Genomic DNA, 20,823 nt, shown 5'->3' on the forward strand with positions numbered 1-20,823 from the left:
CGTTAGAAAATCTCCAGATCACGGTCGACCATTACGGTGACGCGGGCGCCCTGGTCGACATAGATAACGGGGCCGATGGAGAGATAGTCGCCAATCACGCTGTCCGTGGCATCGGCAAGATCATCGCCCACGTCTTCGAGCACATCCGCGGTGGTCTCGTCCTGAACATTTGCAGCGGCGGCGCTCGGCGCGGCGGAGATCAGAGAAATCAGCGCCGCAGAGCCGAAACGCTCATCAAATCGAGTGTCGACAAAGCCGGTGACACCTGAACGGCCAAGCTCGTCTCCCCCGAAGGAGCTGATCTGGATCGTCTGGTTGTCGGGCAGGATGATCCGGTCCCAGGCGATCGTAACGCGGCGCTGCGCGATATCTACGCCTGAGCGATACCGCCCGATCAGGCGTGAGCCGCGCGGGATCAGAAGGCGGGAACCATCGAAGCTGAACACGTCTTCGGAAACGACGGCCCGGGTCTGGCCGGGCAGGGAGCTGTCGAGGGCGGTTTCCATGACGGCCTGGATCATCGTGCCCTGGATGATGGTGTTGGACGGGTTGGCGATGACCTCGGCTTGCGTCACCGACGTGGGCAGTGCGCCGTTCAGCACAAAATCCGTCACCTCGCCGAAGGTGCGTTCGGTCAGCGCGGTTTCATTTGCACCCGAGGTGCCGCCAAAGGCGATGGTGGGCGATGTGATGCGGCGCTCCCGAAACGCACGTTCCTCGGCCGCGCGGCGTTCAAGTTCCGCGAGCCGTCTTGCTTCCTCCTCGCGGCGGAGCCGTTCTTCTTCCCGTGCACGCAACTCGTCCTCTGTGGGACCGATGGGTGCCGGAAGGGGCCGGTTTGCCTCAAGCTGCGCAAGTTCGAGGTCCATGCGGAGTTGCTCCAATTCCCGATCACGGGCTGTGAGTTCGTCTCGGAACTGCTGTTGCGCGGCTTGTGACGCGGCTTGCAGGGCGGCTATCTGCGCTGTCAGCGCATCGATGGCTTCGGCGGCAGCGGTATCTTCTTCGACGACGGGTTCGGGCGCATTGCGCAACTCTTCGATCTGGGCCTGAAGGGCGGCGAGCTGCGCCAGAAGCTCGGCGTTGGGTTCCGCCGGTTCGGGTGCGACCAGCACCACTTCGGGTTCGGGTGGGGGCAGAGTTTCGATGGCGCCAAACCCGTCGCCTTCGTTTTGGAACACGTCCGGTGTCGCCGTGGGCAGGGCTTCCTCTTCCTCGGGTTGGGACAGGACATAGAGCAATGTACCGCCCGCGCCGATCGCGAGGACAACGACCAAAGCGAGCAGCGGTGAGCGCCTTGGGGCAGGGGGCGAACCTGCGCCCTTGCCCTGCTCGAGGGCGGCGAGACGTTTCTCGAGGTCCGCGTTTCCGGTGTCGCTCATGATCCCACCCCCGTAGGTGGTGTGGCCTCGATGCAGACCACCTCTTCCCCGATCCGTAGAACCCATTGCCCGTTCACCCCGGAGACCCGGATCACGCCGTCCTCGGTCGCTTGCGTGTTGACCGTCCGCTCACGGCCATTGGCGTAACGGAATATCGCCGGCACCGGCGCGTTCCGCGGGAACTCGAAATACGTGAAGGTCCCATCATCCCAGACGCGGGTCGGGGTGAACTCGGTGCGTGCGCTGGCGCCGTAGTTGTAGTTTGGCGCTGGGGCCGCGATGGCACGCGTGGGCCGCGCATTGTCCTCGGGGTAGCGGAACTGCACGACGTAGAAGGTCGGGCTGCGGGTCTCCTGGACATTGAAATAGTAGCTGCGCCGGTTGGTATAGACGGTCACGTTGGTATGGACACCGCGCGCGACGGGCTTGATCGCAAAGGCCTGGCCACCCGGCACCCCGTCGATCTCGAAGCCTTCCGTGTCGCCCGCAATGATCGAGCGGATGCTCTCGCCTTCCCCGAACTCGACCGTGGTAACATGGGTGAGCGACACGCTGAGGCGGTAGACCTGGCCCTCTTGATAGGTGGCCAAGCGCACCCGGTTGTCATTGGGACCGCCGCGCGGGATGGCTTCGGCAAAGGCGAGGCCGGGCAGCAAGACAAGTAGGGCAGCAACAAAGAACTTACTGATCAAACTAGTTCTCCAATCTGTCGGAGCGGATGGAATATTCGAGGACGGTGAAGCCGAAAGGATTGGTCCAGACCTCATCGATGGAGCGGCGGGTCTCGGGGCGGAACTCGAAGAGAAGCGTGGCGGTGAAGAGCCCGGTCTGGGCGCCATTGATTGATGTCAGGCGCTTGCGCAGGCGGACCGTGGCGCGGTTGGTGCCGATGCGATTGATGCTGAGGATTTCGACATCAAGCCGCGCATTCGGGCCATAGACCGTGGGCGGGTAGTTCTCGTTGGCGCTGTTCCAGATCTGGCGCAACCCGCTCTCGGCCGCACCGTCCGAGCGGCGCAAGACGCTACGGATGCGCAGATCATTGTCGAGCTGATTGTAGACTTCTCGGTCGGTCACATAGCGGAAGACTTCCGCTTCGATGATAGCCTGGTTGGCTGTGACCGACGTCGCGCCCACAGACGCCTCGGGCAGGGCAAAGCCGGTGGCGGGATCGTAAGGGACGACGACGGGGGGAGGGTCGACGTCGAGGATCGCGACAGCCGCCGCGCTCAGGCATCCGAGGATGCCGAAAATCAAGCCGATGAGCCCTAGGCGTTGCCAGAGCCGTTCACGGCGCAGGGCTCCATAGACCAGTTCTTCCTCGATGATTTCCTGTTCAGTAGCCACCCCTCATTCCCTCACGATCAGTCAGCCCGCAGGTCCGGCAGGGTGAAATCCATGAAGCGCTGCTCCTCGGCGATTGTGGCGGCATCGATCACACCACCGGTGCCATCTCCCACCGTTTGCACGGCTTCGAGCTGCCACATCGCGACGAGAGCGATCGCCAGTTCCGCCGTCACGCGCGTGTTGAGATCGATGCTTTCCTTGAGTTCGTCCATGTCGTCGATGAGGCCGACGAGGCGGTCGACGCGTTCGAGTGATTGGCCTGCATCTTCATAGCTGTTCTGGGCCGCCGCTGAGACGAGGGCGCCAGTCGTGGCTTGCGTGGCCACGCGATTGGCGCCCGGATTGCCGCTCGTGGCCATTTCCGAAAGCGTGTCATCGTCAAATCCGAGATCGGCCAGGACCCGGTCCATTTGGGTTTCAATCTCGCCCGCGCCTGAGCCGGAGAGGCCTGAAAAGTCTCCAGTCTTGATGGCTTCGATGGTGGCGAGGATGTCGCCGAACTCCTGGTCGAGCAGACCGTTCAACTCGTCTTCCATCTCGGTGCGAATGATTTCTGGAAGCTCGGCAAGGCGGGTGAGCGCTTCATAGGTTCGTTGCAGCTCCGCGAGTTGATCCGTGAGTGTCGCAAGCTGTTCGCGGAGCTGCGTCAGCTGCTCGTTTTGCAGGATCTCGTCTTCGATCATCTGCCGGAGCTGCTGGATGTTTTGTGCGATGTTCTGGGTGTCGACGACGGGCACGCCTTGTGCAAAGGCAGGGGACAGGGTGCCAAGATGCAGACCGATCCCAAGCGTCGTGGCCAAGGCCGTTCTCATGAGTAAATGTCCCATCATTCAATCTCCCTGATCGTGAATTCCATGAATGCACCCTCGGCCATTCGAGCGCTGGCCTGTGCCAGCTCTTCGGCGGAAAGGACGCGGGTGCGCGCCGCCTGAAGCCGGATGCGGGCTGCGACGAGGCGCACGAGTTCGGCACGGGCATAGGTGTTGAGCGCGATGCTTTCCTGCACGTCTTCCGTCGTGGAAATCCGCTCGACGATATCCGTAATACGCAGGGCGGCTTGCCTGATCGCGGCGGGCGAGCTGTTGCCATAAAAGGCCGCGCCATGCCCCGTGATTGAGAGGTTCGCATTGGCGAGAAGCGCCGGATCGATGGTGCCGAGCGCTTCGATCCCGCCGATGCGGCTCAGATAGAGATTGTAGCGTTCGGGGATGACCTGGACGTAGTGCTGGGTCTCAGTGAAGGGTGGAACGCCACCATACTCAAATACCCGGCCGGGGCCGGCATTATAGGCCGCGAGCGCGTTGATGATGTTGCCATCGAAGGTGTTGAGCTGGGTGGCGAGATAACGCGCGCCGCCATGCACCTGAAGGTAGGGGCTGTCATAGTATTCCGGATTGATGCCGAGATCGCTGGCGGTTCCGGGCATGATCTGGGTGAGGCCAAAGGCGCCGACCGGCGAGCGGGCGCCAATCGTGAAGCGGCTTTCCTGCCAGATCAGCGCTTGGAGGAGCGCGCGCCACTGGACGGGGGACAGTCCGGCGCGCCCCACGCCCGCAAAGCCGCTGGTCTCCTGGGCGACGCGGATGATGAGCTGCTCTATGTTTTCTGCCGCATCCCCGAACATCTGCGCACCGCCGGGATTGGGATCGATTTCGTCCGTGCCATAGACCGCCTCGACGGAGCGGTCCGGATCGCCACTGCCGCTTTCCAGACCAGAGACCATGGCTGGCAAGCTCTGACCGCCAAAGCTGGTCTGGGCATCGAGGATACGCTGCAGGGTGGCTAATTGTTCGCGCTCGATCTCGGCAATGAGTTCGCGCACGGCAAGCTTGGCCACTTGAATGGCGAGGTCGGCCTCGCGATCGCCGGTCTCAATGATATCGCGTACGGTCAGCACACTGTCATTGGTCGGCACACCTTGGGATAAGGCGATGCTGGGCAGCAGGCAAAGGGCTAGGATATGAGGCAGCTTAGACTTCAATGTCGCCCACCGGTGCGCCGATCGGCGTGAAGGTACAATCCGGCGCGACGGGGGCCGTTGAGGCCAGGAAAGTAAAACAATTGACCTGCGGTTCCTGGTACTGGGCGCAGGAGGCCAGCGCGCCGAGGCTGGCGAGAAGCAACAAAATGCGGGTCATGATAGCCTCCAGAAGTCTGGGCGGTCGCGGTAATCGGCGCCGACGAGCGCCTCGCCTTTCTCCATGCCGCCGAGGATGGTGAGATTGGGTCCGAGGGCGCTGAGATCGGCATCTACGACAATGGAGCCCTGATCATCGCGGATGAGCGCGAGGCGGCTGTCGCTGCCGGTGTTGAGAAGCACGTCCAGCTCCTTCTCATAGAGGTTCAGCATCGCGTAATCGGCGGCATGTGCGCGGATGTTCGGAAGCAGGATTTGTGTGGGCACCGCTTCGACGATGGTCTTGCCGGTTCGGGTGCGCTCGAGCTGGCTGGCGTATTGCGTCATCATTACCGCAACGGTGTTCTGCTTGCGCGCGGTCACGAGCCAGTTCGACAGCCGCTCGGCGAAATAGGCATTGTCGAGCGCCTTCCATGCCTCATCGATGATGATGATCGTGGGGCGGCGGTCCTCTATTTCGCGTTCGACTCGGCGGAAGAGATAGGAGAGGACGGCCATGCGTTCTTTCTCGGCCTCGCTGTCGAGAATGCCGGTGAGATCGAAGCCTACCACATCGCCTTCCAGAGAGAAGGTGTCTTCCAGCGTCTGTCCGAAGATCCAGCCGTACCGGCCCTCTTCGGTCCATTCGAGAAGGCGCTGATGCAAATCGCCGCCATCATCGGTGGACACAAAGAGCGATGCGAAATCCCGCCAGTTCCGCAGGGCCGGGTTGGTGGCCTGCGCGTTCTGGCGGACGACTTCCTGGATGCGATTGGTCTGGGCCGGCGTGAGCGGCTTGTCGGCGCGATGCAGCAGGGTCGCAAGCCAGTCCGAGAGCCAGGCAGTGCCGCGTGCATCGGTTTCGGTCCAGAGCGGGTTGAGGCCCGTGGGTTGCCCGGCTTTCAAAGACGCGTAGCGCCCGCCATTGGCGCGGACCGCCATCTCCATACCGAGACGGTAATCGAAGACAAAGATCCGCGCCCCTGCTCGACGGGCCTGTGTCATGAGAAAGGCTGAGAGCACTGATTTACCCGATCCGGGCCGACCCATAATCAGGGTATGCCCGCTGGTCGGTTCTTTTTCGGGGCTGCCTTGCTCGTGATAGGAAAACCGGTAAGCGCTCTGCTCCGGCGTGGGCAGGTAGGTGATGACCTGGCCCCAGGGGGTTTTCTGGGTAGGCTTGCCGAGCTGAGTCCGATGGAAGGCCGCGAAATCCGCGTAGTTGCGATTGGTGATCGCGCTGGCGCGGACGCGCTTCGGCTGGTTGCCGGGATGCTGGCTCAGGTAATGCGCCTTGGCCGCGACCCGCTCGCCGATCATCTTCACGCCCTCGGCGGCGGCGGCGTTGACGATCTCGGCGCTCAGTGTCTGTAGCTCGTCCAGCGTATCGCAGAAGATCGTCACGACCATGTGGTGCTCGCCAAAGCTCTGACGCTTGGCTTCGAGATCATCGGCGGCGATATCGAGGGCTTCCATGAGCGACAGCGCCGCATCCTGGGAGGCTTGCATCTGGCGCTTTTGCCGCTTGATGCGGCCCGCCATGAGGTTCGAATTGATCGGCGTGAAAGAATGCGTGACGATCATGTCGACGGGCAGGTTCAGTATGTCGAACATGGTGCAGGAGGTGGCCTCGGAGTATTCCCCGATGGTGAAGCTCTTTCCAAAGCGACGACCCACCACGCCTTCGGAAAGCTCGAAGTGATCCCCTTGAAACGTCACGCGGGTATTGGCCACGTTGAAAGACAAAAAGCCGTAGGTATTGGCGGGATAGAGTGGCAACTCCTGGCCAGTGTTGAGCGCCCCCAGAAAGCCGATCAACTCGCCGCTTTTGGCCGTGAGCACGCGCGGATTCAGCTCCGTCAGGCCTGACACGAACACGCTCACAGCCTCGCCCAATCGGCGAAGGCGTTTCTCGGTCGCCTCCTTCAGCCGGTCCGGGGCGCTGCGATTAAGGAAGGGCAGGACGCTCTTGGGGGGCGGGCGGTGAATGACTGTAAGGGTAAGCGTCTTGTCCCGTAGCCCGCTGGTTTCAAGTTTTGTGCGCCACAGCCGGTCGACTTCTCCGGCAAAACTGTCTTCGCGCACGGGCTCGAGGTCCTGCGTGATCGCCTTGGAGACCTTGTGGACGTAGTAGCTGAACTCCGGCCCAAGCTGTGCGATGATCCGGGCAAAGAGCGCGGTCACCTTGTCGAGATAGGCATCATCGGTCGTATAACTGTTGACCCCATCGAGCCGGATGCACTGGAAAAGCTCGTTCACCCGGGTTCGTATGGTTTGGTCACCAACCAGGCTGACGTAAGGAAGCATGTGCGCGAGGCGGGTTTCGCGCGCATACCAGTCCGGCGTCATGGTCTGGAGATCGAGGGCGTCATCCGGTGCTGTATTAGGGCGCATAGCTGTCCCCGCCATGGATGCTGCGGTTTCGCGTGGGTGGCGTCTCTTGCATCGCGGTCATCATCACATCGATGAAACGCGGGTCCCAATCCGCGGCCTTCCAAAGCACGGGGTAGAGCACAGCGGCTACGCCCAGCACCACGATGTGCTGAACCCAGACAAAAAGCAGCACAGATCCGAAGAGCCAGACCATCGCGTACATGATGGGCAGGCCCAGAAGCTTGGGCGGGCGCACGAGGCCGAGAAAGAGGGGCGAACGCTCAGCCACCGGCAAAGACCGCGGCAACGATGGTGGGGGCGGCAGCAACACCGGCAATGCCGACAAGCACCCAGAGGGCTTGGCGCAGATCGATGATATTGAAGAACCAGCTCAAGAAAACGCCGAGCACGGCGAGTGTGGCGATGACGACGCCAAGCGGGCCGGTCAGCGCATCGACGATACCCTGCAACAGGCTCTGGATCGGGGAGAGATCGATGCTTTGTGCGAGGGCCGGTTCTGCAAAGAGCAGAATGAGCGCCAGTGAGGCGACGAATAGGTTTGAAATCCAACTTGTTTGGAAAATACGGTATCGCCAATGCACTACCGCACTACGCGTTCTCGTGACATTGCCGATGAGTGATTTGAGGAGTGATTTCCAAAAAGGTTGGTACATCATGAATTTGATCCTTCCAATCGGGCCACGACGGCCATGACACGGGCCACGTGGTTCTGAGTTTCTCTGTAGGGGGGGATGCCGCCATACTGGCGGACCGCATCGGGTCCGGCGTTGTAGCTGGCGAGCGCCAGGTGCGGATCGCCAAACGTCTCCAACATCATCGCAAGGTAGCGGGCGGAGCCGTCGAGGTTCTGCAGCGGATCACGCGGGTCGACACCGAGATTGCGCGCCGTCGCTGGCATCAATTGGCCGAGGCCGATGGCACCGGCGCTCGAGACCGCATCCTGCCGGTAGGCACTCTCGACCTCGATATTTGCTCGGTAGAGGGTTAGCCAATCGCGAACCGAGAGTTCCGCGCGGCGCAGCCCGGGATGACCTGCGTAGCGTAGTGCGGTGGCCTCAATGGCCGTGAGAACATCGGCGCGGGGCAGGGGTGCAGGCCGCGAGAGGGCTGCCGTCTGAACGTCTTCTGGTTCAGCGTACCAGTCATCAAAAATTATGAGATTATCTGAGGCCGAACCCTGTCCGATGCCGTCATTGTAATTTTGGGCAAAGCTGTTCTGGGAGCGGGACGGGGTCAGAGAGCCATCGCTCTCCATAACCAGCACCATTTGCGCGTCGGCCGAACCCGCGAGATACCAGAATAGGAGAAGGCTACTGGCTGCCGCCCTTATCGGTTGCCGCCAGTTTATGTGTCGTCCGCTGGCCCTCTTCGAGCGGGACATCGGCATGGGAGAAGCCGATACCGATGAGGAAGGAGACCACGCCCGTGATGGTTTTGAATTCGCGGATCTTAATGTCGTTATAGGTCGTCCGGGTACGGGCGGTGACCAGCAGCTTCTCCATGCCATCGTCAGAAATGACGCGCATGATCCAGACCCCGTAATAACTCGGGCCCTTCTTGTGTGCCGACTCCTGGCATAGGATTTCAGCGCTATAGCCACTTTCCACGAGTTCGCGGAAACGTGCTTCCGTAACCACATTTGGTGCTTCGATGTCCCAGTTCATGGCCCGGTTCACGCTTTCTTCAAACGCGCAACACCCGGGCATTTCTACTTGAAGCCCAGAGTTACGATAGTATATTATCAACCGCAAGATGTATTGCGAAGATTTGACTGTATTTTGGTCACTCAGACACTAGGCATGGGCGTTGGCGACTATCAAGAAAATATGTCAATACTTAAATCTTACGTTGCGGCAGCTTATTCGCATGCAATTCTGGGTTATTATTTCGCTCGCTCCGGCTGCAAGCCAAGCGGCATCTTGTCTCGCTCCGGTCCCGCCTTTCGTCCCAAGCGATTCGCAAGCGGCCAGGGATTATGCAAACATCATTCGGCGGGACTTTGAGATCTACATCACAGACGTTCAGGATTACTTACGCTGCCTCGACCAGGAGCGGGCGCGTGCCTTCGAAGAAGCGCGCGAAGTCAGTCAAGACTACGGGCGATTTCTGGAACGGGTGGGGGATTGATGGGCGATTGGGTGTGCATCAGCCTTGCACTCAATGAAAACCAGGCACCGACAACACCCTCGGATATCTACTTTTTAGATAACAGATTTCATCCGCTAGCGACGTCACAAAAGGTATGTGACGCGTGGCGAAAACAATCAGAAGCAAAGGACAGGAGGCTCTGTGCCAGGCGTTGGTCGACGCTCGTAATAATGCAGGACTCAGCCAGAAAGAACTGGCAGTCAAGCTCAGACACCACCAGTCATTCGTTGCCCGTGTTGAGAGCGGGGAACGCCGGATTGACGTCGTTGAGCTTATCGCATTGTCCCGTGCCGTTGGATTTGACCCTTTCGAGGTTCTGGCGATCGTCGAAGCCGCCACGGAGTCCGACCACAGGATTTAAGAGCAAAGAAATTTTGGGACGTACCGCATTGGACGTCCCCACGTGCAGTGAGCTCCCTCAAGGAAGAGTAGCCAGCCAACATCCACCAATTGCGTCATGCTGTGCAGGCGAGGCCTGGGAACACGTTGCCGCGATTGCAGCGCCAAAGTGCAGGAAGTTAGTAAACAGTGGACGATGATAATGGTGAAGGCGTCGCGATCGCCAATCTGATCGGAACCGATGGGCACAGCATTGTTGGTTGGGTATATTGCTGGACTACGGGCGCGCATGCGGTGATGTGGGACGTCCACGGGCCCCAGCCGGTGTCGGAAGCCTGGCCGGATATAGATGAAGAACAGAAGAAAGAAATCGACTTCGACGCACTCACGCGGATCCGAAGAAATGACATCGGATAGGTTTTGTTTGGTAGCAGCCAGCAAAGATTGATGGAGAGGGCCTGCTAGCAGACCGGACATTGGAGTTGATGGTAGCGAAGGTCTCGAGGGAGCCTATTTTGTTGAAGAAGTCGCCGTGACTTGGGAGGTTGGCGGCCTCGCAGCGGCGGTCGCGGGCTTATTGTTCCGCCCGTTGTACTGGGCGGCTTGTTGGTCTGTTGTTTTGCCGGTTCGATCATATCGCGATCCTTGTTTCGGCGATCTTGGGTCTTAGCTTTGCAAGTTTTCGAAGGTTCTGGGCGATCGCTGCGAGCGTAAACTCGTCCCTCACACCGCAGGGCCCTCGAAGCCGGAGCCGGCCCAGCCCGAGAATGTGTTTGAGATGAGCGAAGAGCATTTCGGCCTTCTTGCTGGATTTCTGCAGTGCAGCTAATGTCTGCATCTCTTAGAGTATAGAATTAGCTGGCAAAGCAGGCACGGAATGACCAAAGTAAAATCTCCTTCGATTAATGTTCTTGTTATCGGGGCCTATGGACTTATCGGGCAAGGCATTACAGAGAGATTAATCGCGGAAGGCTATCAAGTCACAGGCCTTGGGAGAGATCTTAAAACAGCGAAACGGGTTCTGCCGAATATCCCTTGGATCAAACATGATATCAGAGATCTCGCTGATGCCACTGCATGGCAGGCAGTTTTGGGTGAATTTAGGACAGTAGTGAACTGTTCGGGCGCTTTGCAAGACGGCCCTGATGATGATCTGGAGGCACTTCACAATCATGCTGTTTCGGCGCTTGCCGCCGCCTGTGTTGCGGAGGATGTCGCCTTAATCCAGATTTCGGCAGTTGGGGCAAGAGCTGATGCCTCGACGCCCTTTTTGGCATCCAAAGGTCGGGGTGATGCGGCGATTCGTGCAGCAGGCGGGAAATGGCACATATTTCGTCCTGGCTTGATCCTAGCATCAAATGCCTATGGTGGCACAACCATGCTCAGGATGTTGGCGGCTTTTCCTTGGGTTCAACCGATTGCCAAGCCGGACGCGAAGATACAGACAATTTCGCGTGACGACGTTGCTGTCGTGGTAGCAGCCGCAGCGAACGGGACGATCCCTTATGGGTTCGAAGCCGATCTGGTGGAAGAAGAGGCGCATTCCTTGCGCGAGGTTGTTAAACAAATGCGCCATAGACTTGGATTTAACTCTGCAAGGTTTGAAATCGTCTTACCTGATTTTGCCGTTACTGCTGTTTCAAAGCTGGCGGACTTGTTGTCATGGTTTGGCTGGCGCTCTCCCCTACGCTCAACGGCTGTGAAAGTGCTGACCGAAGGAGTTCAAGGCACGCCAGAGGACTTAAGCAGGTTTGAAGTGCCTTCAGCAACCTCACTCAGCCAAACGCTGAGCCGAACATCTGTGGGCGCGCAAGATCGCTTATTTGCGCGTATGGCTCTACTGGTGCCGGTTATTTTCACCTGCCTAAGCCTGTTTTGGGTCGCGTCGGGCGTGATCGGCATCGTCAAAGTAAGCGAGGCTTCCGAAGTTCTGCAAAATGTGGGCTGGTCCAAACGATTGGCCGTGGCCAGCGTTCTCTTTTGGGCTGTGATTGATATTGTGATAGGGATTGCATTCTCACTTCGCAAGTATGCCTACGCGGCGTGTTGGACAGCAGTCGGCGTGAGTGTCTTCTATCTGGCCGCTTCGACATTGACCGTTCCATCACTCTGGATCGATCCACTTGGCCCATTGGTCAAGGTGGTACCAACAATTGTCTTGGCTCTTGTGGCACGCGCCGTGCTGGAAACACGATAATGGAATGGGCTGACTTCATTCGGGTAGCGCATGCTCTTGGTGCCTGTATCTTGATTGGCACCGGCACGGGGATTGCATTCTTTATGTTGATGGCGCACCGCACGGCGGACCCCGCCTTTGTCGCTAAGACTGCATCCGTGGTCGTTGTTGCCGATATGATATTCACCGCGACAGCAGCCATCGCGCAACCGATCACTGGCTATCTCTTGATGCGGCATCTGGGGTGGAGCATTTTCGATGGGTGGTTGGCTCTTTCTCTGGCGCTTTACGTTCTTATCGGGCTGTTCTGGCTGCCGGTTGTCTGGATACAGGCCAAAATGCGAGATGAGGCCCAGATGTCTGTACAGCTAGGTATTGCCCTGACACCACGCTATGATCGTCTGTATCGAATATGGTTTGCATGCGGCGTTCCGGCGTTCTCCGCAATTGTTGTTTTGCTCTGGCTAATGGTGATCCGCCCGTCAGTCATCATCTGACGACACTGGCCTGTAATGAACTGGCAGCGCTAACTTCTGAACAGCTTCCCTTCAAAGCAAACATTCGCGCAACTGCAGCGAAATCACCCTTTGTCCCGCGATGCAGTCGTCTGACATCCAGAAATGCCGCGATTCCTTGATATGAAAGCTGCACGAAAGAGGGACCTGACATCGCCAGAAATGCTGCGCGGATCGGTGATCCAGCACGGGCAAAAATGCTGACGGTCTTGATGAGAGGAAAGGCTCTGAGCGCTGCCGAACTGGCAGCGGAGGCGGGTGTTACCCCACAGACTGCCAGTGTGCATCTGGGCAAGATGACAGAGGTACATATTCTTCAATAGAGAAGGCAGGGCCGCCACAGATACTACGCGATACGCGACGAGAACGTGGCCGATGTTATTGCTGGTTTGATGGGCCTTGCTGAAAAAGCTGGCCTAACACGTACGCTAGCCTCGACAAATCTGGAATGCTCTAGAGAGGATCTTACTGGGTGCCTCGCGGCTCGGGCGGCTCAAGCAAAAGGAGCCGGACTCCGATAGCGACAATCAGCAGGCCAGCCGTACGCTCCAACATAGTGCGCGCGCGACGTGAACGGCGGAGGACAGCTCCGATTGTGCCTGAGAAGGTGGCCAGCGTCACCTCCACTACGAGAGCAACAGCGCGCATTACAATACCAAGGATGACAAACTGAGAAGCGACCGAACCTGCTGAAGGGTCGACGAACTGCGGCAAAAAGGCCAGCATGAAAGCGTGGCCCTTCGGGTTCACAAGGCTCGCCACGAACCCTTCGCGCAGCGCCTCGCCTCGCGAGACTACCACGCAACCCTCGCCTGAAGGATCAGGCACCGGGCCAAAGAGCATCTTCGCGCCCCGCCAGATAAGATATGCCCCGCCCGCATAACGGATCAGGTCGAAGAGGAAGGGATTCTCGGAGATCAGGGTCGCGAGGCCCAGAGCAAGGAGCGGCACTTGAACGGTGCCAGCGAGAAAAAAGCCTAGTGCCGTATAGATCGCTGCCGCGCGTCCCTGCGCCAGCCCCCGTCCAACGATCAGGAAGAGATCGGGGCCTGGCGTCAGTGCCAAGACGATGACGGCGAGCGAGAAGGCGAAGAGGGTAATTGGATCAATTAGCATGAGGTTAGAAAAGCACATCCCGTTTGGCTTGGCGAGCCAGAAATACAGAGCATTATGGTAGAATCAATGGTTGAGGCAGCCATTGGCGTAACCGCAGAGAACGGCAGCAAAGTCCCGCATGATGCCAGTTGGTCCGCAGTGCAGCGAAAGGCGATGTTTCCAGAACCGGTCACTGATGATCAGCGCAGCAAAGGCTCTGGGAGAGCCCATACTTCCGACTTTCTGCAGAGCGGCAAATGGCAGCTCTCGGGGCGAGAACTTTCGGTTTTAAGGAGACCTTGTTGATCGAGTGGGCCAGGCTATTGCCTTTGCAAGTAAGGACAGCTGACTTTCTCCGCGAGGTTTTCCTTCGGTGTGCCATTCATCAAGAGCGCGTTAGTGGTCACTATTGCGCCCGCGTTGACGAACGGGTTGGGTGGGTTCCCACGTCGCATTTCAAGTTCTTGTCCCGAATTGAAAACGTGTGTGGAGGGCTCGCGCCCAACACGCTGCCAGATCGTCTCGCCGAACCGACCCAAAGCGATCGCGAGCGTGAAAACCTTTGAGATACTCTGGACCGAAAAAGGGATCTTAGCATCTCCAACAGAAATTTACGCGCCATTGGCCAGACAAGCTGACATTTCAAATCGTTCTGGATTCACGCGAGCCAGCTGTGGAATATAACTTACTAATTGTCCCCGTGCTTCACACTTGCGCATCTTGCGCTCGATTTTTTGCAGGGTCGTCTGGATGCACTCGAGATCATCCATGCGCCTCAGATTGCTCCATAAATTTTTTGATGCGGCTGTCGGGGGCAGCTGCAAACAGTTCTTCCTTCGTCACTTTGGCCACCATTTGCCCGTCTTCCATCATGACAATGCGGTCACTGATCCGAGTTGCAAAGCGCATCTCATGGGTCACGATCACCATGGTCATGCCCTCAGAGGCGAGAAGTTCAATTGCTTGAAGCACTTCGCCCACAAGCTCTGGGTCGAGAGCAGATGTTGGTTCATCGAAAAGCATCACCTTGGGTTCCATCGCTAGGGCACGCGCAATCGCAACGCGTTGTTTTTGACCGCCTGAGAGTTGATGTGGATATTTTCTCGCGTGTACGGACATCCCAACTTTGGCAAGTGTGTCGAGCGCTTTCTGTTCAAGCTCTGCGGTAGATCCCATGCCATGATAGCTCGGTGCCATCACAATGTTTTCCAGAACGGTCTTATGGGGGAAAAGGTTGAATGACTGAAATACCATTCCAAGATGGACAACGTCTTGGTGGAAAGACTGAACCAGCCTGTAGCCACGCTCCGTGTCGATCCAGTCGTCTCCGTGGAAGCGAATTGAACCGGAATCAATATCCTGAAGTGCGTTGATTGTTCGGATAAGCGTCGTTTTCCCTGAACCAGATGGCCCAATAACACTCACCACTTCGCCCGACATCACGTCCAAAGAAATGTCATCCAAAACGGTTTTTTGACCAAACGCTTTGGTTACGTTTTTCAATTCTATGACAGCATCCGCGCCAACCAAACGGGTTGATGTTGCAGCAGTCGCAGCCTTCTTAGGCGCTTGGATTTCAATCTCACCTGGTGTTCGGCGCGCTACATCCATCCGGCGCTCGATCCAGCCAAGGACCCACGTAAAGATCGTCACAATCAAAACGTAATAGAATGAAACTGCGACAAGCGTTTCAATGACGAGGAAATTTCGCGTATAGAGACGCTGCCCGATCAGGAGGATTTCAGCCAACGAAATGACCGAGACCAACGAGGTCAGCTTAACGATAGTGATAAACTGGTTCCCAAGAGTTGGAAGCGCCACGCGGAAAGCCTGAGGTACGATGATCTTCTGGTATTTTCCAAACGAACGAATCCCAAGGGCATGCGCGGCTTCATCCTGACCTTTGTCGATGGACAAAAGACCACCGCGATGGATCTCGGCAATATAGGCTGTTTCGCTCACGACGAGGGCGATCAACCCTGCCCAGAAAGGGTTAGACAGGATAGGGCGCAAGGCTGGCACCAATTGGGGCAGGTTGTAGACGAAGATCAGCAGGACAAGCAGGGGAAGGCTACGAAAGAACCAGATATACGTGCCCGCCAATTGGCGAAGCCAAAACGGGCCATACATTCTTGCCAAAGCCACAAAAAATCCTGCCCCAACACCGATTGTCCAAGTTAGGATGCTCAGCCATGCTACCAAAAGCGATGCTGTCCAAAAATCCTCGAAACTGGCGAGACTGAAAAGGTAGCTCCAGTTGAATTCCATGATTGTGCCTTTCTAAAAAGATGCCGCGCCATCCTAGGCGCGGCACTGTCGCATTGGTCCGATAGGGAGGTGTTATTGACCAACGGCCTGCATGAATTCTGCTTCAGTCGGGCGATCGACATGGTATTTGTCCAAGAGCGCCTGATACGAGCCGTCGACATCCATCTCAGAAATTGCTGCTCGAATGCTATCGGCTAAAGCGGTATTATCCCGACGGACGCCAAGCCCCACGATTACCGAATAAAACTGCTCTTCGGAGGAAACTGTAATCCGCCCGTCCAGCGCGTTGACGGCGTTCCCGAGCACGGCAGAATCTTCGACCTGTGCCTGGATAGCGCCTGACAGAAGTGCCTGCGTCACTTCCGGCGACGTTGGGAATTCACGCGAGTCGATGGGTTTATCCGCACAAACGCCTTCGTTCATGGCGGCGAATTCTTCTAACCAAGCAGCTCCTTTGATAGAGCCGACCACCGCACCGCAAAGGTCTTCTGGAGAAGAATAAGAGTTCCCGCTGTCAGCCGCCACCGCGATTGAAACACCGGTCTTCATATAAGGAATATAGTCTATAACTTCCGCGCGCTCAGGCTTCACATATAGTGTCGATGCAATCACATCGAACTGACTCCCGTTCACGCCTAGAATGAGGTTCTCGAAACGGGTATCGAGGAATTCAGCCTCGATGCCTGCCTTCTTGGCGATGGCTGACATAAACTCGACGTCAAACCCGGCCGGCTCGCCCCCGTCGTTGAAATAGTTGTAGGGCGGATACGTCAGGTCAGTCCCTACCTGAATAGTGCCATCCTCCAAGGTGCCCTGAGCCGCGACTTGCGTTGCGCTCAAAAGCAAGGCTCCAATAACGCCTTTCTTGATCACATGTGTCATGTGTTACTCCCTTTTGATGTTTGTAATGCCGCTTATTCACACGGCGTTTTGCAATGGTGTCAGTAGGCCGACCCAGAGGGATCGTTCAGATTATGACGCTCCGTGCCCGTGAGTGGTGGGTTGAAAACGCTCACCAAAACCAAGTCCGTTTTTTTGCCGCCGCGCAAAAAGTGCCGATCGTTTTCGTCCAGCACATAGATGTCGCCCTTACGAATGGGGAATACCCTGCCATTCATGTCCTCAACTTCACCTTCGCCGTCAATACAGTAGCAAGCTTCAAGGTGGTTACGGTAATGCAGTTCAGACTGAGTCCCGGCACGAACTACCGTATGACAAACGGTAAAGCCCATTTGGTCCTTCTCAGTCAGCAGTCGATGGCTCGTGCCATTGCCCCAATGAACGAAGTTTTCCGTCGTTTCGACTTCCTTTAGTGTTCTGACGAACATGCGCGCTCCATTTGTAAGTATTTCTTTCTCATGAATCCGCGTCTAATGTTGACCTGTCGAGTCAGGCTTGATTTTGACTTAGAAAGCAGAGATTAATACAGCATCACCAATAAGTTCAGCCCAATCAAATGATCAAATCTCACACCTGATGTAGAAAAAAATAACAATGAAAACGCCCCCTCTGACATCGTTGCGCGCGTTTGAGGCCACTGCGCGTCACTTATCATTTTCCGAAGCGGGTGATGAACTGTTCGTCACACATGCTGCGATCAGTCACCATGTGCGGCGATTGGAGGAATGGTTCGAATCTGAGCTGTTCATTCGAAAGGGACGAAGTATCGCTCTGACCCGGTCAGGTGAGACGCTGTTTCGACACCTTTCGCCTGCGCTTGCCGAGATTGCAGAAACATGTACCCGCGTAAAAGCACTTGGCGGGAAACAAGCGCTGACGGTAGGGTGTATTCCATCTATCGCCAGCAGATGGCTTGTCCCAAACCTGCAATTGTTCACAGCTGAGAATCCGGAGGTTGACCTCCGGGTCCTGTATGCGTCAGAAAATCAGAAATTTTCGCAAAGCGGGATCGATGTCCTCATTACACTTGGCAAAGAAGATGCCGACGGAGTCGTTTCCGAGCAACTTTTTTCGCGCCTTACCAAGCCGGTATGCAGCCCGAAATTCTTGGCAGAGCACGGCCCTTTCGACACGCCAGATGCCTTCATTTCAGTGCCCTTGCTACATGATGAAAGCCGAAAAGGATGGCGGGACTGGTTCGCAGCGGCACATGCACCATGGACAGGAGGAGACAACTGGCCTGTCTATCAAGACTTCAACCTATTGTTTACTGCCGCCATTGCTGGTCACGGGATAGCATTGTGCCCGGTGGATACGTTTAGGAACGAGATAGAAGCAGGTGACCTAATCGTTTTATCTGACATCGCGACCAACACAGAGTCCTACTATTTTGGAACCTATTCAAAGAATACGCCGCGGGCGGCATTGAATTTTGTCGAATGGTTCGTCGCACTGGCAAATTGGACAAAAACTAAATGACCACTTGCCTGAAACAGCGACTAACCCGTCTTTGGTTGCCCCTAATTTGTGAAAGTTTCAATAGCACCAAGAGCACGGCAGTCGTCAATCAACGATGGCAAACGTCTCATAGCTTAGCAAAGCGGTCTTTTCCTACACAGTGCCCAACGGCAGCTTCGTCCGCTCCTTACCAGTTCATGCGTGGCGCAGCGAATGGTCACTTTGCCGCGTGTTCTCCTTGTGTTCTTCATAACCCCCATCCATGCACGCTCGGGGCGGTTGAGCCAAAAACGACCTCTGCTGCCAAAACAGGTCTGGGCGATCCGGGCAAGGTTCGAACTTGCTGGCAATCTACGAGACTTGGCTTTGTTCAATGTCGCCATCGACAGCAAGTTGCGCGGCTGCGATCTGGTCAAACTCGCGATTTCAGATTTGGTCAAAGATGAGCGCGTGCGCGAGCGGGTTTCTGTTATCCAAACCAAGACAAATCGACCCGTACAGTTTGAACTAACGGAAAACACACGCGAAACTGTACTAAGCTGGATCAAAGCACCGGAGATGTTTGCTTGCCGATTCATGTTTCCAAGTCGATTTCACGATCGCCCACACATTTCGACACGACAGTATGGTCGAATTGTCCGCGATTGGGTGACGGCAATCGGGTTAGAGCCAAGTGGGTACGGCACACATTCGTTGCGCCGGACGAAAGCCGCGGAAATCTATCGGAAAACCGGTAATCTCCGCGCTGTCCAGTTGCTGCTTGGTCATACCAAGGTCGACAGCACAGTTCGATACCTTGGCGTCGAGCTCGAAGATGCTCTAAGCATTGCAGAGCGGATAGACATTTGACCTATCTTGGCGAGCGGTTCCGCCGTTCGCCATTACGCAGCGGTTGTTTGCCTTTCTTGCGTCGGAAGGCGGCAGAAAAGCCAAACTGTCGGATGCTGCAGCTCGCAGGAATGTCCATTTTTCCAGTCGAACAAGAAAATCCGCCAATAAAACAGAGGGTATTGGACTGGAGTTGTGTAAAAAGTCTTCTATGAGTTTCGGTAGCGGAGCGACGGACGACAAAAACGACTGTTTCAGTTCCGTCGCCGCGCCAGTTCCCGGTAAAGCGCAGGGGGCGAAACTCCGATCTGATCGGCAACTTCGATCCAGCCGCCTTTTTCCGGCTCTCCGTGGAGGTTCAGCCATGCGTCCAGCCTGTCCGCCACGCGGCGCAGGCGCAGTATCTCGATCCGCGCCCTCTGCGCTTGAACCTCTTTCGCGTGAGTTTCGATAAGGCTCAGGGCGGCATCCGGCTCGTTTCGAAGTGCCGCGAGAAAATCTGCCCTCGGCAAGCTGGCAATCGTGGCCGTCGATCTTGCAACCGCATTGCAATGATAGGCCGCCGCGAAGAGCGAGGCCTCAGCCAAGGCGGTGCCGGGGGTGGCAACATGCAACGTCAGTGGTGTTCCGTCCTCCAGCGGGCGTTCCAGGGCGACCGCACCTGATCGGACCAGGAACATGGATCGAACCGACTCTTCGCGCCGGAACAGATACGCGCCCGCCTCGATCTCGCGGACAGGCGCATCGTCAAAAATATGTTTCCAGCCCGACATGATAGATATCATACGCGCGTTGTTCTACTTTGGCTAGGGTGAGACGGCTGTGTAGATGGAGGGCGGGTATGCAGATGAAGGTTATTCTGGGAGTGGCGATCCTGATCGGGGGAGTGGCTTTCGCGGTCGCGCAAACCGATCATTCAGGTCATGGCGACGGCACAAACCATGCAGCACACGGTCAGGCAGACGGAACGGCTCTGACCGAGCCTGGCCAAGGCGCGTTCGCCGCGCTGTCCGAGGTTGTCACTCTTCTGGAAGCCGATCCCGCAACGGACTGGTCACAGGTCGATCTTCGTGGCCTGCGCGATCATCTGGTCGACATGGACCGGCTGGTGAGCTTCACCGAAGTGGAAGAGGAGCCTGTCGATGGCGGGCTGCGCATGATCGTGACTGGCGACGCACAGACGCTTGCAGCACTGCGGCGGATGGTTCCCGCCCATGCGGGCCAACTTGCGAACGATCCCCGCTGGACTGTCGATGTGACACAGAGCGTGTCGACTGTCGAACTGATCGTGACCAGCGATGATCCGGCGGTCGCGGCGAGGATCAGGGGCCTCGGGTTCTTTGGCCTGATGGCAAGCCAGGATCATCACAGCGCGCATCACCTGATGATGGCGCGCGGGGAAGATGCGCACGCCCACTGATCCGCGACAGGATGTGTTGCGACTTCAGCTTGCAAACACCCATATACCCCATGTAGGTATTTGGCATGGTTTTGTTCCGGGTTCTCCTTGTCGTTATGATAATGATCTCCGCTTCGGTTTCGGGCGGGATGGACGCAGGCTATATGGCTGCCGTGGAGCATAGCCACGCCTCGGTGGGCGAAGTGGCTGACGGTCAGCCAGTCTGCTGTTCGGAAAGTTCCGAGGGCGCGCAGACCTGTCACGCCTTGTCTGCACTGCTTCCCGGTGCTGATTTGAACGATACTGCGCCCGCTACCTGTGAGGACGTGTCCATTGTCGCGGATTTGCTTCTGATGGGAATCGAACCTTCCGGTCCTCTAGACCCTCCCCGCGCGGTGTGATGCGTTTCCCGTCCCTTTGGGCGCGGACTCTGAACTTGCAACCACACCTGAGCGGGC

Annotated in this window: 28 protein-coding genes and 1 pseudogene; 10 read left to right on the top strand and 19 right to left on the bottom strand. The window is 57.2% G+C overall.

Annotated elements, in window-relative coordinates:
• Nucleotides 1–2: 2 nt before the first annotated feature.
• The 11 genes from QQL78_RS18545 to QQL78_RS18595 form a co-directional block, all read right to left on the bottom strand.
• Complete coding sequence (locus tag QQL78_RS18545; protein WP_284375947.1) at nt 3–1,382, bottom strand: TraB/TrbI/VirB10 family type IV secretion system protein; 1,380 nt, start codon at nt 1,380–1,382, stop codon at nt 3–5.
• A complete protein-coding gene (locus QQL78_RS18550) occupies nt 1,379–2,074 on the bottom strand; it encodes a TrbG/VirB9 family P-type conjugative transfer protein (protein ID WP_284375949.1) in 696 nt (231 codons plus the stop codon). Before QQL78_RS18550 ends, QQL78_RS18545 begins: the two co-directional genes overlap by 4 nt.
• Before the next feature lies 1 nt (nt 2,075).
• Entirely contained in the window at nt 2,076–2,729 is a 654-nt protein-coding gene (locus tag QQL78_RS18555; RefSeq protein ID WP_284375951.1) for a VirB8 family type IV secretion system protein, read from the bottom strand.
• A 17-nt stretch (nt 2,730–2,746) separates the two neighbouring features.
• On the bottom strand, nt 2,747–3,556 hold the full coding sequence (locus QQL78_RS18560; RefSeq protein WP_284375953.1) for a type IV secretion system protein: 810 nt from the start codon (nt 3,554–3,556) through the stop codon (nt 2,747–2,749).
• Nucleotides 3,556–4,710 (bottom strand): lytic transglycosylase domain-containing protein, encoded by a 1,155-nt coding sequence (locus QQL78_RS18565; RefSeq protein WP_284375955.1) that lies wholly within the window; start codon nt 4,708–4,710, stop codon nt 3,556–3,558. The genes QQL78_RS18560 and QQL78_RS18565 overlap by 1 nt, the downstream gene beginning before the upstream one ends.
• Nucleotides 4,700–4,867 carry a hypothetical protein gene (locus tag QQL78_RS18570; protein ID WP_284375957.1) on the bottom strand — a complete coding sequence of 56 codons (168 nt, stop codon included), beginning with the start codon at nt 4,865–4,867 and terminating at the stop codon, nt 4,700–4,702. Before QQL78_RS18570 ends, QQL78_RS18565 begins: the two co-directional genes overlap by 11 nt.
• Nucleotides 4,864–7,239, bottom strand: a complete 2,376-nt coding sequence (locus QQL78_RS18575; protein ID WP_284375959.1) for a VirB4 family type IV secretion/conjugal transfer ATPase — start codon at nt 7,237–7,239, stop codon at nt 4,864–4,866. Before QQL78_RS18575 ends, QQL78_RS18570 begins: the two co-directional genes overlap by 4 nt.
• Complete coding sequence (locus QQL78_RS18580) at nt 7,229–7,507, bottom strand: VirB3 family type IV secretion system protein (protein WP_284375961.1); 279 nt, start codon at nt 7,505–7,507, stop codon at nt 7,229–7,231. Before QQL78_RS18580 ends, QQL78_RS18575 begins: the two co-directional genes overlap by 11 nt.
• Entirely contained in the window at nt 7,500–7,784 is a 285-nt protein-coding gene (locus tag QQL78_RS18585; RefSeq protein ID WP_284376055.1) for a TrbC/VirB2 family protein, read from the bottom strand. Before QQL78_RS18585 ends, QQL78_RS18580 begins: the two co-directional genes overlap by 8 nt.
• 107 nt (nt 7,785–7,891) lie before the next feature.
• On the bottom strand, nt 7,892–8,506 hold the full coding sequence (locus QQL78_RS18590) for a lytic transglycosylase domain-containing protein (RefSeq protein ID WP_284375963.1): 615 nt from the start codon (nt 8,504–8,506) through the stop codon (nt 7,892–7,894).
• A gap of 43 nt (nt 8,507–8,549) precedes the next feature.
• Nucleotides 8,550–8,903, bottom strand: coding sequence for a hypothetical protein (locus QQL78_RS18595; protein WP_284375965.1), 354 nt, complete (start codon nt 8,901–8,903; stop codon nt 8,550–8,552).
• A 202-nt stretch (nt 8,904–9,105) separates the two neighbouring features.
• Here QQL78_RS18595 and QQL78_RS18600 point away from each other — a divergent pair, with 202 nt between their 5' ends.
• The 3 genes from QQL78_RS18600 to QQL78_RS18610 all read left to right on the top strand — a co-directional run bounded on the left by QQL78_RS18600 (nt 9,106) and on the right by QQL78_RS18610 (nt 10,143).
• Complete coding sequence (locus tag QQL78_RS18600) at nt 9,106–9,366, top strand: hypothetical protein (RefSeq protein ID WP_284376056.1); 261 nt, start codon at nt 9,106–9,108, stop codon at nt 9,364–9,366.
• A gap of 124 nt (nt 9,367–9,490) precedes the next feature.
• Nucleotides 9,491–9,748, top strand: coding sequence for a helix-turn-helix domain-containing protein (locus tag QQL78_RS18605; RefSeq protein ID WP_284375966.1), 258 nt, complete (start codon nt 9,491–9,493; stop codon nt 9,746–9,748).
• 167 nt (nt 9,749–9,915) lie between these two features.
• Nucleotides 9,916–10,143: a hypothetical protein gene (locus QQL78_RS18610; RefSeq protein ID WP_284375968.1), complete on the top strand. Its 228-nt coding sequence runs from the start codon at nt 9,916–9,918 to the stop codon at nt 10,141–10,143.
• 214 nt (nt 10,144–10,357) lie between these two features.
• Here QQL78_RS18610 and QQL78_RS18615 read toward each other — a convergent pair.
• Nucleotides 10,358–10,540 (bottom strand): annotated as a pseudogene (locus tag QQL78_RS18615) (transposase); the annotation flags it as partial.
• 63 nt (nt 10,541–10,603) lie between these two features.
• Here QQL78_RS18615 and QQL78_RS18620 point away from each other — a divergent pair.
• From QQL78_RS18620 to QQL78_RS18630, 3 genes are all read left to right on the top strand, one after another.
• Nucleotides 10,604–11,923 carry an SDR family oxidoreductase gene (locus QQL78_RS18620; protein ID WP_284375970.1) on the top strand — a complete coding sequence of 440 codons (1,320 nt, stop codon included), beginning with the start codon at nt 10,604–10,606 and terminating at the stop codon, nt 11,921–11,923.
• Nucleotides 11,923–12,399 (top strand): DUF2269 family protein, encoded by a 477-nt coding sequence (locus QQL78_RS18625; protein ID WP_284375971.1) that lies wholly within the window; start codon nt 11,923–11,925, stop codon nt 12,397–12,399. The genes QQL78_RS18620 and QQL78_RS18625 overlap by 1 nt, the downstream gene beginning before the upstream one ends.
• Before the next feature lie 191 nt (nt 12,400–12,590).
• A complete protein-coding gene (locus tag QQL78_RS18630) occupies nt 12,591–12,740 on the top strand; it encodes a helix-turn-helix domain-containing protein (protein WP_284376058.1) in 150 nt (49 codons plus the stop codon).
• A gap of 142 nt (nt 12,741–12,882) precedes the next feature.
• Here QQL78_RS18630 and QQL78_RS18635 read toward each other — a convergent pair whose 3' ends face one another.
• The 6 genes from QQL78_RS18635 to QQL78_RS18660 all read right to left on the bottom strand — a co-directional run bounded on the left by QQL78_RS18635 (nt 12,883) and on the right by QQL78_RS18660 (nt 17,108).
• On the bottom strand, nt 12,883–13,551 hold the full coding sequence (locus QQL78_RS18635) for a LysE family translocator (RefSeq protein ID WP_284375973.1): 669 nt from the start codon (nt 13,549–13,551) through the stop codon (nt 12,883–12,885).
• 281 nt (nt 13,552–13,832) lie between these two features.
• Nucleotides 13,833–14,123 carry a glutaminase gene (locus QQL78_RS21715; protein ID WP_284376060.1) on the bottom strand — a complete coding sequence of 97 codons (291 nt, stop codon included), beginning with the start codon at nt 14,121–14,123 and terminating at the stop codon, nt 13,833–13,835.
• On the bottom strand, nt 14,124–14,282 hold the full coding sequence (locus tag QQL78_RS18645) for a hypothetical protein (RefSeq protein ID WP_284375975.1): 159 nt from the start codon (nt 14,280–14,282) through the stop codon (nt 14,124–14,126).
• Nucleotides 14,275–15,780, bottom strand: a complete 1,506-nt coding sequence (locus QQL78_RS18650; protein WP_284376002.1) for an amino acid ABC transporter permease/ATP-binding protein — start codon at nt 15,778–15,780, stop codon at nt 14,275–14,277. The genes QQL78_RS18645 and QQL78_RS18650 overlap by 8 nt, the downstream gene beginning before the upstream one ends.
• A gap of 72 nt (nt 15,781–15,852) precedes the next feature.
• Nucleotides 15,853–16,662 (bottom strand): ABC transporter substrate-binding protein, encoded by an 810-nt coding sequence (locus tag QQL78_RS18655; protein WP_284376004.1) that lies wholly within the window; start codon nt 16,660–16,662, stop codon nt 15,853–15,855.
• A gap of 59 nt (nt 16,663–16,721) precedes the next feature.
• Entirely contained in the window at nt 16,722–17,108 is a 387-nt protein-coding gene (locus QQL78_RS18660) for an ectoine synthase (RefSeq protein WP_284376006.1), read from the bottom strand.
• A gap of 166 nt (nt 17,109–17,274) precedes the next feature.
• Between QQL78_RS18660 and QQL78_RS18665 the strand changes: the two genes are divergently transcribed.
• Both QQL78_RS18665 and QQL78_RS18670 read left to right on the top strand, forming a co-directional pair.
• A complete protein-coding gene (locus tag QQL78_RS18665) occupies nt 17,275–18,159 on the top strand; it encodes a LysR substrate-binding domain-containing protein (protein WP_284376008.1) in 885 nt (294 codons plus the stop codon).
• A 192-nt stretch (nt 18,160–18,351) separates the two neighbouring features.
• The gene (locus QQL78_RS18670; protein ID WP_284376010.1) at nt 18,352–18,987 is read left to right on the top strand and encodes a tyrosine-type recombinase/integrase; all 636 of its coding nucleotides are present in this window, start codon (nt 18,352–18,354) and stop codon (nt 18,985–18,987) included.
• A gap of 233 nt (nt 18,988–19,220) precedes the next feature.
• Here QQL78_RS18670 and QQL78_RS18675 read toward each other — a convergent pair whose 3' ends face one another.
• Nucleotides 19,221–19,739, bottom strand: coding sequence for a Crp/Fnr family transcriptional regulator (locus QQL78_RS18675; protein WP_284376012.1), 519 nt, complete (start codon nt 19,737–19,739; stop codon nt 19,221–19,223).
• A 68-nt stretch (nt 19,740–19,807) separates the two neighbouring features.
• On the opposite strand from QQL78_RS18675, the gene QQL78_RS18680 reads away from it, so the two are divergent.
• Entirely contained in the window at nt 19,808–20,386 is a 579-nt protein-coding gene (locus QQL78_RS18680; protein WP_284376014.1) for a hypothetical protein, read from the top strand.
• A gap of 95 nt (nt 20,387–20,481) precedes the next feature.
• Nucleotides 20,482–20,766, top strand: a complete 285-nt coding sequence (locus QQL78_RS18685; RefSeq protein WP_284376015.1) for a hypothetical protein — start codon at nt 20,482–20,484, stop codon at nt 20,764–20,766.
• The last annotated feature ends 57 nt before the right edge of the window (nt 20,767–20,823 follow it).

It is taken from the genome of Sulfitobacter pacificus (assembly GCF_030159975.1).
Taxonomy (GTDB): domain Bacteria; phylum Pseudomonadota; class Alphaproteobacteria; order Rhodobacterales; family Rhodobacteraceae; genus Sulfitobacter; species Sulfitobacter pacificus.

Bases quoted from the DNA above. Each gene is read 5' to 3' on its own strand.
- QQL78_RS18545 (WP_284375947.1), bottom strand. From the start codon at position 1,382: ATGAGCGACACCGGAAACGCGGACCTCGAGAAACGTCTCGCCGCCCTC.
- QQL78_RS18560 (WP_284375953.1), bottom strand. From the start codon at position 3,556: ATGGGACATTTACTCATGAGAACGGCCTTGGCCACGACGCTTGGGATC.
- QQL78_RS18570 (WP_284375957.1), bottom strand. From the start codon at position 4,867: ATGACCCGCATTTTGTTGCTTCTCGCCAGCCTCGGCGCGCTGGCCTCC.
- QQL78_RS18575 (WP_284375959.1), bottom strand. From the start codon at position 7,239: ATGCGCCCTAATACAGCACCGGATGACGCCCTCGATCTCCAGACCATG.
- QQL78_RS18590 (WP_284375963.1), bottom strand. From the start codon at position 8,506: ATGGTGCTGGTTATGGAGAGCGATGGCTCTCTGACCCCGTCCCGCTCC.
- QQL78_RS18595 (WP_284375965.1), bottom strand. From the start codon at position 8,903: ATGAACTGGGACATCGAAGCACCAAATGTGGTTACGGAAGCACGTTTC.
- QQL78_RS18600 (WP_284376056.1), top strand. From the start codon at position 9,106: ATGCAATTCTGGGTTATTATTTCGCTCGCTCCGGCTGCAAGCCAAGCG.
- QQL78_RS18620 (WP_284375970.1), top strand. From the start codon at position 10,604: ATGACCAAAGTAAAATCTCCTTCGATTAATGTTCTTGTTATCGGGGCC.
- QQL78_RS18625 (WP_284375971.1), top strand. From the start codon at position 11,923: ATGGAATGGGCTGACTTCATTCGGGTAGCGCATGCTCTTGGTGCCTGT.
- QQL78_RS18635 (WP_284375973.1), bottom strand. From the start codon at position 13,551: ATGTGCTTTTCTAACCTCATGCTAATTGATCCAATTACCCTCTTCGCC.
- QQL78_RS18645 (WP_284375975.1), bottom strand. From the start codon at position 14,282: ATGGATGATCTCGAGTGCATCCAGACGACCCTGCAAAAAATCGAGCGC.
- QQL78_RS18650 (WP_284376002.1), bottom strand. From the start codon at position 15,780: ATGGAATTCAACTGGAGCTACCTTTTCAGTCTCGCCAGTTTCGAGGAT.
- QQL78_RS18655 (WP_284376004.1), bottom strand. From the start codon at position 16,662: ATGACACATGTGATCAAGAAAGGCGTTATTGGAGCCTTGCTTTTGAGC.
- QQL78_RS18660 (WP_284376006.1), bottom strand. From the start codon at position 17,108: ATGTTCGTCAGAACACTAAAGGAAGTCGAAACGACGGAAAACTTCGTT.
- QQL78_RS18665 (WP_284376008.1), top strand. From the start codon at position 17,275: ATGAAAACGCCCCCTCTGACATCGTTGCGCGCGTTTGAGGCCACTGCG.
- QQL78_RS18670 (WP_284376010.1), top strand. From the start codon at position 18,352: ATGGTCACTTTGCCGCGTGTTCTCCTTGTGTTCTTCATAACCCCCATC.
- QQL78_RS18675 (WP_284376012.1), bottom strand. From the start codon at position 19,739: ATGTCGGGCTGGAAACATATTTTTGACGATGCGCCTGTCCGCGAGATC.
- QQL78_RS18680 (WP_284376014.1), top strand. From the start codon at position 19,808: ATGCAGATGAAGGTTATTCTGGGAGTGGCGATCCTGATCGGGGGAGTG.
- QQL78_RS18685 (WP_284376015.1), top strand. From the start codon at position 20,482: ATGATAATGATCTCCGCTTCGGTTTCGGGCGGGATGGACGCAGGCTAT.